Origin of the sequence: Phytobacter massiliensis JC163, from assembly GCF_000321045.1 — a bacterium.
GTDB classification, from domain to species: Bacteria; Pseudomonadota; Gammaproteobacteria; order Enterobacterales; family Enterobacteriaceae; genus Phytobacter_A; species Phytobacter_A massiliensis.
In genome coordinates, this window is sequence record NZ_HE578945.1 from 1,103,936 (window position 1) to 1,116,137 (window position 12,202).

Here is a 12,202-nt window from a genome sequence, read left to right on the forward strand (position 1 = left end):
ATTTCGAAGGCGAGCTTATTGACGCGCAAACCAATAAACCGGTCGTTAAAGTCGTGCGCAAGGGCGAAGGTAAAACCCTGAATAACGAAAAAGCCCCGCTGACGGTCGAGACGCTGAAACAGGTTATTGACGATATGGCCACCGACGCCACCATGTTTGACGTCACCCACAAATAACCACGCCAGGCAAACCCCGGGGCATAAGCCCACCGGGGTTTGCTGCTTTCTCAGGCGATTTTGCGCCGCAGCAGACCATTCCCCGGTCTTGAAAACATCACCAGATTACCCGTCAGGATCAACAGCAGCCCGATAATGCCATTGATATGCCAGACGTACCCCTCATAAAAGGTGGAGATGGTCAGCGCGACAAGGGGAAAGAGCAGGGTGCTGTAAGCGGCATTGCTGGCGCCAATCCGGCCAATCAGCGTGAAGTACGCGCCAAAGGCGATCACCGAGCCAAACAGCGCCAGATAAACCAGCGCGCCAAGGTAACTCAGGGTCCATTCGGGTATAAAGCTATCCCCGCGAACCAGCGCGATCGCCCCCATAATAAGCGTACCGTACAGCATCGCCCAGGCGTTGGTGGTCATGGTTTCCAGCCCGTTTCGCTGATGGCGCTGACTTATCATATTACCCAGCGAAAAGCCGTAGGTGCCCAGCGCTGACAGGCCAATCCCCATCAACAGCGTGCTGCTGAGACCGCTTGCCTGTAGATCGTCCCAGAACAGGGTAACAATTCCGCACATGCCCAGTAGCGCGGCAGGGTAAAAGCGTGCCGGGGGCCGATGGCCAAAAAAGAGAAAGCCGTTCACGGCGTTAAACAGTACGGCCATCGAAAAGATAACCGACTCAAGGCCGGTGTTTATCCACGCGGCAGCGGTATAAAAACAGAGAAAGTTAAAGCCAAAAACGCAGCAGCCCTGCAGCAGACAAAACAGGTGATCCCGCGCCGCCAGCTTTCGCAGACGCCGTAACAGCACCAGCGCTGCCATAATGGTCAATGTCGCCAGGGCAAACCGCCAGAAGATGGAAACCGGCGCAGGCACCGTTCCCTGCTGTAAAAAAATCGCAATCCACGTGGTTCCCCATATCACCACCACCAGACAGTATAAAAAGGCGTTCATTGTTCTTCTCCATTCAGTGCAATATCAGGCAGTGTCACAGAGCGAACGCAGGGCGGCTTGCACAAAGCGGGCGGGGAGTTGCAAATTCTTGCGCTTTTTTAGCGAAAGGGTGGCATCGCGCATACGCAATTCATAGACTGGAACTCTGGTGACCCTTAATCGCGTATCCATGCTAACCTATAAAGCTTTTGAAAACCTGAAACATCACAACGCAATTTTGCATGATTCCGTTGCGCTGCACTCCGGCATCCAGCTGGCGGCCTGGTCCAACAATCGCGACAACATCACCCAGTATTGCGACCACCATACCCTCAGTTTGTATATCGCTGATGGCTATGAGAGCTACCACAAAACGGCCTATGGCTGGAAAAACGGCGGCGGGCCGGATAGGTTTTGCCTGATGCCAAAAGAGAGCGAGTCCAGCTGGGATATTCGTGACGATCTCTCCTTCGTCCATCTCTACTGTACCGACGAACACCTGCGGGAGATCGGCGAGAAAATCTGGGATCGCAGCCCCGCTGCATTTACCCTGGATGAAAAAACCTTTTCTCAGGATGAACGGATTACCGCCCTGTACCGCCATTTTCTGCTGGGCAGCGACTGGCACCAGCAGGCGAACCAGCTCACCCTGAGCACGGCTTCCACGCTGTTGCTGACCCATCTGATTCAGCATTACAGCAACGTGCAGTGGCGGCTGCCGGGGGTGAAAGGGGGCCTGGCGCCGGTGGTGCTGCGCCGGGTGCTTGACTGGATTGAGGCGCACCTTGCGCAGCCGCTGCTGCTTGCCGATCTTGCAGCCGAGGCCGCGTTGAGCGAGTACCATTTTGCGCGAATGTTTCGCCAGTCGATGGGGCTGGCGCCGCATCAGTATGTGATGCAGCGGCGGATGGCGCAGGCAAAACGGCAGATCATCAATAGCGATTTACCGCTCACGGACATTGCGCTGGCCTGCGGCTTCAATTCCGCCAGCCATTTCAGCAACCGCTTTCGGGCGGTGTACGGCATTACCCCCTCGCAGCTACGCGCGTCGCGTCCGTGAGAGCACGGCGTAACAGACGCCGCCTGCTACCAGCCCCCAGAAAGCGGAACCTGCGCCCGCCAGCGTCACGCCGCTTGCGGTAGTCAAAAACGTCACCACCGCCGCGTCGCGCTCGTTCTCCTTCGCCAGCGCCTGTACCAGGCTGCCGCTAATGGTGCCAAGCAGCGCCAGGCCTGCCAGCGTCTGGATCCAGCTTAGCGGCAGGGCGGTGAGCAGCGAGCTAATCGCGCCCCCGCCAATACCCGCCAGCAGATAAAACAGGCCCGCCGCCGCCGACGCTTTCCAGCGCTGCGCTTTGTCCGGGTGCGCGTCCGGGCTCTGGCAGATAGCGGCGGTAATTGCCGCGATACAGACGGACCAGCCGCCGAACGGCGACAGCAGCAGCGCCATTGCCCCGGTCGCGCTCATCAACGGCGAGGCGGGAACGCGGTATCCCGCCGCCTGCATGGTGGCGAAGCCGGGCGCATTTTGCGAAGCCATCGTCGCCAGAAACAGCGGCAGACCGACGCTTACCAGCGCAGACCCGTTGAAAACAGGGGAGATAAACGCCGGCAGCGCCAGCGAAAGATCTATCTCATTTGTGACAACGTCACCTTTAAGCAGCGCTACCATGATGCCGGCAATCAGCGCAGCCACGATGGCATAACGCGGGGCCAGTCTTTTACAGACCAGCCAGGACAGCAGCATACTGGCGCACAACAGGGTGTGCTGTTGCAAATTGCTGAACGCCTGCAGGCCAAAGCGCAGCAGAATCCCGGCCAGCATCGCGGCGGCGAGGGTGTGGGGAATGATTTTCATCAGCCGGGCGAACAGGCCGGTAACGCCGCAGAGCACAATCAGGGCGTTGGCGAAGATAAACACGCCCACGGCTTCGTTGAGGGTCAGGCCGTGCAGACTGGTGACAAGCAGCGCCGCGCCGGGGGTCGACCAGGCGGTCAGCACCGGCAGGCGATACCAGAGTGAAAACGCCAGCGTGCTGACGCCCATCGCCAGCCCGAGGGTTGTCATCCACCCGGCGATCTGGTCGGGGGTGGCGCCAGCGGCAGCGGCCGCCTGCCAGATGATGGCGGCCGAACTTGCATAGCCGACCAGCACGGCGACAAAACCGGCCAGCAGGGCGGAAAAAGGCAGAAAAGCGCTACGCATGGTCGCTCCTTGTGCGTTATAACAGCCAGTAAAATAGCATTGTGCGTTATAACGCACAATGCCGTGGCCCATTTCGCGCAAACAGCCCGCCAACGCTGGGTTATACTTTGCCGGTTTTGATTCCCGGAGGCGTAATGAATATCGCAGAGTATCTGGCCAGCACGCTGAAAAACCTGCGTCAGGCCAAAGGCTGGAGCCTGTCGCGTCTGGCTGAGGCAACAGGCGTGTCGAAAGCGATGCTGGGGCAGATTGAACGTAACGAGTCCAGCCCGACGGTGGCGACGCTGTGGAAAATCGCCACCGGCCTGAACGTGCCGTTTTCCACGTTTATCGCGCCCCCGCAAAGCGGCGCGCCGCATGCCTACGACCCGGATCGTCAGGCGATGGTGGTGACGCCGCTCTTTCCCTGGGATGAAAGGCTGCATTTCGATCTTTTCTCCATCACCCTTGCGCCAGGGGCCATCAGCGAGTCCACGCCCCATGAATCGGGGGTGATTGAACATGTCGTGGTGATAAGCGGCACGCTGGAGATGTGTCTGAACGGACAGTGGCAAACGGTGATGGCGGGAAGCGGGGTACGTTTCGCTGGCGACGAAGCCCACGCTTATCGCAACAGCACGGGGGAAACGGTGCATTTTCACTCCCTGATTCACTACCCTAAAGAAAAAAGGGCGAGCGGCGGAAATTGACCTTCGTCGTGGGTGGTGAAAGGCCGGGGAACTGACTACAATAGCGGCCATTTTGCACTCCACGGATAACGAAGACTGTATGCGCCTGCAACCCCATCATCTTGAACTCTTAAGCCCGGCCCGTGACACCGCGATCGCTCGCGAAGCCATTCTGCACGGCGCGGACGCGGTCTACATTGGCGGGCCGGGTTTCGGCGCCCGCCATAACGCCAGCAACAGCCTGCAGGATATTGCCGCGCTGGTGCCGTTCGCCCATCGCTACGGCGCGAAGGTGTTTATCACCCTTAACACCATTCTGCATGATGATGAGCTGGAGCCCGCCCGGCGTTTGATCACCGATCTTTATGAAACCGGGGTCGATGCGCTGATTGTTCAGGATATGGGCATTATGCAGCTCGATATCCCGCCTATCGAACTGCACGCCAGCACCCAGTGCGATATTCGTAGCGTTGAGAAAGCCAAATTTCTCTCTGACGTCGGATTCAGCCAGATTGTGCTGGCCCGCGAACTTAATTTGCAGCAAATCCAGGCGATTCATCAGGCGACCGACGCCACTATTGAATTCTTTATTCATGGCGCGCTTTGCGTCGCCTATTCCGGCCAGTGTTATATCTCTCACGCCCAGACCGGGCGCAGCGCTAACCGTGGCGACTGCTCCCAGGCCTGCCGTTTGCCCTACACCCTGAAAGACGATCAGGGACGGGTGGTCGCCTACGAGAAGCATCTGTTATCGATGAAAGACAACGATCAGACCGCTAACCTGGCGCAGCTTATTGATGCGGGCGTCCGCTCTTTTAAAATCGAAGGGCGCTATAAAGATATGAGCTACGTGAAGAACATCACGGCGCATTATCGTCAGATGCTCGATGCGATTATCGAAGACCGTGGCGATCTGGCGCGGGCATCGGCAGGGCGCACCGAACACTTCTTTATCCCCTCGACCGACAAAACCTTCCATCGCGGCAGCACGGACTATTTTGTTAATGCGCGTAAGGGCGATATCGGCGCGTTTGATTCGCCGAAATTTATCGGCCTGCCGGTGGGCGAAGTGCTAAAGGTCAGCAAAGCGTTTCTGGATGTTGAGGTCACCGAACCGCTGGCGAACGGCGATGGCCTTAATGTGATGATCAAACGCGATGTGGTGGGTTTTCGCGCCAACACGGTGGAAAAGACCGGCGAAAACCGCTATCGCGTCTGGCCCAATGAGATGCCAGCCGACCTGTATAAAGTGCGGCCCAACCATCCGCTTAACCGTAACCTCGATCACAACTGGCAGCAGGCGCTGCTCAAAACCTCCAGCGAGCGCCGCATTGCGGTGGACATTGAGCTGGGTGGCTGGCAGGAGCAGCTTATCCTCACGCTGACTTGTGAAGATGGCGTCAGCGTGACCCATACGCTGGAGGGGGAATTTGCCGAGGCGAATAACTCTGAAAAAGCCCTGAGCAGCCTGAAAGACGGCGTGGCAAAACTGGGGCAGACGCTCTATTACGCCCGTGATATTAAGGTCAACCTGCCCGGCGCGCTCTTCGTCCCGAACAGCATGCTGAACCAGTTCCGACGCGATACGGTTGAGCTGCTGGATGCGGCCCGTCTGGCAGCCTACCAGCGCGGCAGCCGTAAAGCGGTAGCCGAGCCCGCGCCGGTTTACCCGGAAACGCACCTGACCTTCCTTGCCAACGTGTATAACCATAAGGCGCGGGAGTTTTACCAGCGTTACGGTGTGCAGTTGATTGATGGCGCCTACGAAATGCATGAAGAGAAGGGCGACGTGCCGGTGATGATCACCAAGCACTGCCTGCGTTTCGCCTTCAACCTGTGCCCAAAACAGGCGAAAGGCAATATCAAAAGCTGGAAGGCGACGCCAATGCAACTGGTGCACGGCGACGAAGTGCTGACGCTTAAGTTTGACTGCCGTCCATGTGAAATGCATGTGGTGGGCAAGATTAAAAACCACATCCTCAAGATGCCGCTGCCGGGCAGCGTGGTGGCCTCGGTTAGCCCGGAAGAGCTGATGAAAACGCTGCCGAAGCGCAAAGGCGCGTAAACGGCAGCAGGGTATCGGGTGGCGGAACGCGTCACCCGATCTCAGCGCTTTTTATACTCTTCAAACAGTTCACCATAACAGTTGATAGAAACGTGCTTTTCTGGATGCCTGATATAGAATGATGTCAGCACAGGAGCACCTTCATGAAAAAATATCAGCGGCTGGCGCAGCAGATTATCTCGCAAATCGAGCTTGGCGCGTGGCGACCCGGCGATAAACTCCCTTCGCTGCGTGAGCAGGTCGCCAGCAGCGGGCTGAGTTTTATGACTGTCGGCCACGCGTATCAGCTGCTGGAGAATCAGGGCTATATCACCGCCCGGCCTCAGTCGGGCTACTACGTCTCGCCCCGCCCGCATCTTCCCCAGACGCCGCCTGCAGCTGAACTTAAGCAGGATGAGGCGGTGGACATCAATACCTATATTTTTGAGATCCTACAGGCCAGCCGTGATGCCTCGATTTTGCCCTTTGGCTCCGCGTTTCCCGACCCGCGCCTCTTTCCACTTCAGCAGCTGAACCGTTCGCTGGCAAACGTCAGCAAAAGCGCCACGGCGGTGGGCATTATTGAAAACCTGCCGCCGGGTAATGCCGGGCTGCGGCACGCGATCGCCCGCCGCTACGCCCAGCAGGGAATGGCTATTTCGCCGGATGAAATTGTCATTACCGCCGGGGCGCTGGAGGCGCTCAACCTCAGCCTGCAGGCCGTCACCGAGCCGGGCGACTGGGTGATTGTTGAAAACCCCTGTTTTTACGGGGCGTTGCAGGCGCTGGAGCGGCTACGGCTGAAAGCGCTGTCGGTGCCGACGGATATTCATGACGGCATCGACATGCAGGCGCTGGAGCAGGCGCTGAATAGCTATCCGGTGAAAGCCTGCTGGCTGATGCCCAACAGCCAGAACCCGCTTGGATTTACGCTCAGCGCGGAAAAAAAAGCCCGGCTGGTGGCGCTACTTACCCGTCATAATGTCACCCTGATAGAAGACGATGCCTACAGCGAACTTTACTACGGACGGGAAAAACCGTTACCGGCAAAAGCGTGGGACACTCAGGATATGACGCTGCACTGTTCCTCGTTTTCCAAATGCCTTGTCGCCGGGTTTCGCATTGGCTGGGTAGCGGCGGGAAAACATGCCCGCCGAATCCAGCAGCTCCAGCTCATGAGCACGCTGTCCACCAGTTCGCCAATGCAGCTTGCGCTGGTCGATTACCTGAGTACCCACCGCTACGACGCCCATCTGCGCCGCCTGCGGCGCGCCCTTGCAGAAAGGAAACATCAGGCCTGGCAGGCGTTAATGCGCCATCTGCCCGCGGAGGTCAAAATTCACCGTAGCGACAGCGGGTATTTTCTCTGGCTGGCGCTGCCTGCGGGGCTGGACGCTGGCGACCTGAGCCAGCAGGCGCTGGCGCACCAGATAAGCATTGCGCCGGGTAAAATGTTTTCTACCTCCCGTGAGCCGACGCCTTTTTTCCGCCTGAACGCGTCATGGCAGTGGAGCGAGCGGGAAGAGCGCGGGGTTATTGTGCTGGCAGAGATTATTCGCGGAATGATGAAATAAGCTCACGCTTTATATTGCCATTTTCGAAACAGCGTATTCTCTATTCAGAAATAACCTTTTCTGCTTATTTAATCTTATTTACCGGCATCGCTGGCGGGTTATTCATACGAAATGCGAATGACCCACAAAAATAAGCTGACGCTGCTAACCCCTTGTCTATACTCCAGAAGATAGCGGCCAAACGGCACGTTAAATAATGTAATGCGTTGTCTGTCACAACCTGACGAAATTTCTCATGGGCGGCATTCGCCGTGTCAGCGCGCCGTCTACTGTTAATACAGGACATATTTTTACGCCAGGCCGGCGCACATTTTCATTGCGACAGGAGTACACCGTTATGAGCAAGAAATTTGCCCCGAGCTGCCTGTGTGCGCTGGGTATGACCATCATGACTGCACATGCCGCCGAGCCAACGGAAGTGGGAAAGGGCGAAGGGCGGTTAGATATTATCGCCTGGCCTGGCTATATCGAGCGCGGCCAGACGGACAAGCAATATGACTGGGTGACCGCCTTCGAAAAAGAGACCGGTTGCGCGGTGAACGTGAAAACCGCGGCGACCTCCGATGAAATGGTCAGCCTGATGGCGAAAGGGGGCTACGACCTGGTAACGGCCTCCGGGGACGCCTCCCTGCGCCTGATCATGGGCAAGCGTGTTCAGCCCATCAACACGGCGTTAATCCCCAACTGGCAGACCCTTGACCCACGAATGGCGCAAGGCGACTGGTTTACCGTCAACGGTAAAGCCTACGGCACGCCCTGGCAGTGGGGGCCGAATCTGCTGATGTATAACACTAAAACCTTCCCCACGCCGCCGGACAGCTGGGGGGTAATCTTCGTTAAGCAAAACCTGCCGGACGGCAAATCAAACCAGGGGCGGGTGCAGGCCTATGACGGGCCTATCTATATCGCCGATGCGGCGCTGTATGTCAAAGCCACGCAGCCGGAGCTCGGCATTGACGATCCCTACCAGTTAACCGAAGAGCAGTATCAGGCGGTGCTGAAAGTGTTGCGTGACCAGCACGCGTTGATTCACCGCTACTGGCACGATACGACTGTGCAGATGAGCGATTTTAAAAATGAGGGGGTCGTCGCCTCCAGCGCGTGGCCGTACCAGGCCAACGCCCTGAAAGGGGAAAACCAGCCCATCGCCACCGTGTTCCCGAAAGAAGGCGTAACCGGCTGGGCGGATACCACCATGCTCCATGCCCAGGCAAAACATCCCAACTGCGCTTACAAGTGGATGAACTGGTCCCTGACGCCAAAAGTGCAAGGAGATGTCGCCGCCTGGTTTGGCTCGCTGCCGGTGGTGCCCGAAGGCTGTAAAGCCAGTACGCTGCTCGGTGAAAAGGGGTGTGAAACCAACGGATACAGCTTCTTCGACAAAATCGCCTTCTGGCGCACCCCGGTCGCTCAGGGGGGCAAGTATGTTCCCTACAGCCGCTGGACGCAGGATTACATCGCCATTATGGGCGGACGTTGATCAGCCGGAGAAAAACTATGGCCTGGGCGGTTGAATTTGATGATGTCTCGCGCCGTTATGGCGATGTTCGGGCGGTTGATGGCGTAACCCTTGCCGTCGCCGACGGCGAGTTTTTCTCCATGCTGGGGCCGTCCGGCTCCGGCAAGACCACCTGCCTGCGGCTGATTGCCGGGTTTGAACAGCTGAGCGGCGGCGCAATACGCATTTTTGGCCGCGAAGCCAGCGAACTGCCGCCGTGGCAGCGGGATGTGAATACGGTTTTTCAGGATTACGCGCTCTTTCCCCATATGTCTGTCCTTGATAATGTCGCTTACGGGCTGATGGTCAAAGGCGTGGAGAAGAAAAAACGCCACGCCCTGGCCCATGAGGCACTGGAAAAAGTGGCGCTGGGCTTTGTCCATAACCGCAAGCCGTCACAGCTTTCCGGCGGTCAGCGCCAGCGCGTGGCTATCGCGCGGGCGCTGGTCAACCAGCCCAGAGTGTTGCTGCTCGATGAACCGCTGGGGGCGCTGGATCTCAAATTACGCGAGCAGATGCAGTTCGAGCTGAAAAAACTGCAACAGGAGTTGGGCATCACCTTCATTTTCGTGACCCATGACCAGGGCGAAGCGCTGTCGATGTCTGACCGGGTGGCGGTGTTCAATAACGGCAAAATCGAGCAGGTCGATACCCCCCGCGATCTCTATTTACGCCCGCGCACGCCGTTTGTCGCCGGGTTTGTCGGCACCGCCAATGTTTTTGATGCCGCGCTGGCCGGTAAATTGTGCGCCATGTCCGGCCTCTTTTCGCTGCGACCGGAACATATTCGCCTGAATCAGCCAGGCGAGATTCAGGTGCAGGGCGTGGTGCAGGCGGTACAGTATCAGGGGGCAGCGACGCGCTTCGAGCTGACCCTTGCCGACGGCGAAAAACTGCTGGTCAGCCAGGCCAACCTTTCCGGTGCGCTGACGCCGACAGCGCTCGCGCCGGGACAGACGGTGCTGGCCTCCTGGTCGCGGGACGCGATGGTGCCGTTACAGGGAGGCGGATGATGGAGATGAGCGTTTCCCGGACCCCGCCGCGCAGCCGCCTGAGCGGGCTGTTCTGGCGCAGGCCCGCGCTGGGCCTTTTACTGCTGCTGCTGGGGCCGTTAATGTGGTTTGGCATCGTCTATCTGGGCTCTCTGCTGACGCTGCTCTGGCAGGGGTTTTATACCTTCGACGATTTCACTATGTCGGTGACGCCAGACCTGACGCTTGCCAATTTGCAGGCGCTGTTCAACCCGGCCAATTACGACATCATCCTGCGCACGCTGACGATGGCGATAGCGGTAACGCTTGCCAGCGCCATCCTGGCCTTCCCGATGGCGTGGTATATGGCGAAATATGCGCACGGGAAATGGAAAGCATTTTTTTATATCGCCGTAATGCTGCCCATGTGGGCAAGTTACATTGTTAAAGCCTACGCCTGGACCCTGCTGCTGGCGAAAGATGGCGTTGCGCAGTGGTTTCTGAACCACCTGGGGCTGGGGCCGCTACTTGGGGCGCTGTTAACCGTACCGGGCTTAGGGGGCAACACGCTCTCTACCTCCGGGCTGGGGCGCTTTCTGGTGTTCGTTTATATCTGGTTGCCGTTTATGATCCTGCCTATCCAGGCGGCGCTGGAGCGGCTGCCGCCTTCGCTGCTGCAAGCGTCAGCGGATCTTGGCGCCCACCCGCGGCAAACCTTTCGCTTTGTGGTGCTGCCGCTGGCGATACCCGGCATCGCCGCTGGCTCTATCTTTACCTTTTCACTCACGCTGGGCGACTTTATCGTTCCGCAACTTATTGGCCCGCCGGGGTTCTTTATTGGCAACATGGTCTATTCCCAGCAGGGGGCCATCGGCAATATGCCGATGGCGGCCGCGTTTACGCTGGTGCCTATCGTCTTGATTGCCCTTTATCTGGCGTTCGTGAAACGTCTGGGAGCATTCGATGCACTCTGAACGCGCGCCGCTGTTGCTGAAAATTGCCGCCTGGGGCGGCGTTATCTTTCTCCATTTTCCGCTCGCTATCATCGCTATCTATGCGTTTAACACCGAGGACGCGGCGTTCAGCTTTCCGCCGCAGGGCTTTACGCTGCGCTGGTTTAGCGTGGCGGCAGGCCGGGGTGATATTCTGGATTCGGTGACACTGTCACTTCAAATTGCTGCGCTGGCTACCGTCATTGCCCTGATCCTTGGCACGCTTGCTGCAATGGCGCTATGGCGTAGCAATTTCTTCGGCAAAAGCGCTATCTCGCTTCTGCTGTTACTGCCGATCGCCCTCCCGGGGATTATTACCGGTCTGGCGCTGTTGACGGCGTTCAAAGCGGTGGACCTTGAGCCGGGCTTTCTCACTATCGTCATTGGCCATGCGACCTTTTGCGTGGTGGTGGTGTTTAACAACGTTATCGCCCGCTTTCGCCGCACCGCCTGGAGCCAGGTGGAGGCCTCTATGGATCTGGGCGCGAACGCGTGGCAGACCTTCCGTTATGTCGTGATGCCGAATCTGGGATCGGCGCTGCTGGCGGGAGGGATGCTGGCCTTCGCCCTGTCGTTTGATGAAATCATCGTGACGACCTTTACCGCCGGGCACGAGCGTACGCTGCCGTTGTGGCTGCTCAATCAGCTTGGCCGCCCGCGCGACGTGCCGGTGACGAACGTAGTGGCGCTGCTGGTCATGATGGTCACCACCGTGCCTATTCTGGGCGCCTGGTGGCTGACCCGGGACAGCAGCGACAACTGACTGACAAACCTGAAAGGATAGCCCTATGCAACATCAACTGTTTATCGATGGAAAACTGGTCAACGGCGAAGGCGAAAAGCAGGCCGTTTATAACCCGGCCACCGGCGAGGTGTTGCTGGAAATTGCCGAGGCGTCGGCCGCGCAGGTCGATGCCGCCGTCCGCGCGGCCGACAGCGCCTTCGCCATCTGGGGGCAGACCACGCCGAAAGCGCGCGCAGAGTGTTTACTTAAGCTGGCGCAGGTCATCGAAGACAATGCGCAGGCGCTGGCGGAGCTGGAATCGCTTAACTGCGGTAAGCCGTTGCACTGCGTATTCAACGATGAGTTACCGGCGGTGGTGGATGTGTTCCGCTTCTTCGCCGGGGCGGCGCGCTGCCTGAACGG

12 protein-coding genes are annotated in these 12,202 nt (G+C 58.3%); 10 read left to right on the forward strand and 2 right to left on the reverse strand.

The genetic code is table 11. From position 1 onward, the window contains the following. On the forward strand, positions 1-176 hold a 176-nt coding region (locus ENTHG_RS05440; protein WP_044175491.1), incomplete at its 5' end, for a DUF3313 family protein. A 50-nt stretch (positions 177-226) separates the two neighbouring features. On the opposite strand, the gene ENTHG_RS05445 is transcribed toward ENTHG_RS05440, so the two are convergent. Next, on the reverse strand, positions 227-1,123 hold the full coding sequence (locus tag ENTHG_RS05445; protein ID WP_044175493.1) for a DMT family transporter: 897 nt from the start codon (positions 1,121-1,123) through the stop codon (positions 227-229). Between the two features lie 169 nt (positions 1,124-1,292). Here ENTHG_RS05445 and ENTHG_RS05450 point away from each other — a divergent pair, with 169 nt between their 5' ends. Next, a complete protein-coding gene (locus tag ENTHG_RS05450; RefSeq protein ID WP_044175495.1) occupies positions 1,293-2,162 on the forward strand; it encodes an AraC family transcriptional regulator in 870 nt (289 codons plus the stop codon). Here ENTHG_RS05450 and ENTHG_RS05455 read toward each other — a convergent pair. Beyond that, positions 2,142-3,308: a benzoate/H(+) symporter BenE family transporter gene (locus tag ENTHG_RS05455; protein WP_044175497.1), complete on the reverse strand. Its 1,167-nt coding sequence runs from the start codon at positions 3,306-3,308 to the stop codon at positions 2,142-2,144. The two genes, ENTHG_RS05450 and ENTHG_RS05455, sit on opposite strands and share 21 nt — an antisense overlap. A 134-nt stretch (positions 3,309-3,442) precedes the next feature. On the opposite strand from ENTHG_RS05455, the gene ENTHG_RS05460 reads away from it, so the two are divergent. The 8 genes from ENTHG_RS05460 to ENTHG_RS05495 all read left to right on the forward strand — a co-directional run. Then, on the forward strand, positions 3,443-3,997 hold the full coding sequence (locus ENTHG_RS05460; RefSeq protein WP_044175499.1) for a helix-turn-helix domain-containing protein: 555 nt from the start codon (positions 3,443-3,445) through the stop codon (positions 3,995-3,997). Positions 3,998-4,076: 79 nt separating this feature from the next. Further along, positions 4,077-6,041, forward strand: a complete 1,965-nt coding sequence (locus ENTHG_RS05465) for a peptidase U32 family protein (protein ID WP_044175501.1) — start codon at positions 4,077-4,079, stop codon at positions 6,039-6,041. A gap of 143 nt (positions 6,042-6,184) precedes the next feature. Continuing rightward, the gene (locus tag ENTHG_RS05470) at positions 6,185-7,594 is read left to right on the forward strand and encodes an aminotransferase-like domain-containing protein (protein WP_044175505.1); all 1,410 of its coding nucleotides are present in this window, start codon (positions 6,185-6,187) and stop codon (positions 7,592-7,594) included. 337 nt (positions 7,595-7,931) lie between these two features. Next, entirely contained in the window at positions 7,932-9,074 is a 1,143-nt protein-coding gene (ydcS, locus tag ENTHG_RS05475; protein WP_044175511.1) for a putative ABC transporter substrate-binding protein YdcS, read from the forward strand. A 17-nt stretch (positions 9,075-9,091) separates the two neighbouring features. Then, positions 9,092-10,105, forward strand: coding sequence for an ABC transporter ATP-binding protein (locus ENTHG_RS05480; RefSeq protein ID WP_044175518.1), 1,014 nt, complete (start codon positions 9,092-9,094; stop codon positions 10,103-10,105). Beyond that, a complete protein-coding gene (locus ENTHG_RS05485) occupies positions 10,105-11,037 on the forward strand; it encodes an ABC transporter permease (RefSeq protein WP_044179019.1) in 933 nt (310 codons plus the stop codon). Before ENTHG_RS05480 ends, ENTHG_RS05485 begins: the two co-directional genes overlap by 1 nt. Next, entirely contained in the window at positions 11,027-11,818 is a 792-nt protein-coding gene (locus ENTHG_RS05490; RefSeq protein ID WP_044175526.1) for an ABC transporter permease, read from the forward strand. Before ENTHG_RS05485 ends, ENTHG_RS05490 begins: the two co-directional genes overlap by 11 nt. Before the next feature lie 25 nt (positions 11,819-11,843). Beyond that, the coding region (locus ENTHG_RS05495; protein WP_044175532.1) for an aldehyde dehydrogenase family protein at positions 11,844-12,202 on the forward strand (359 nt) is incomplete at its 3' end.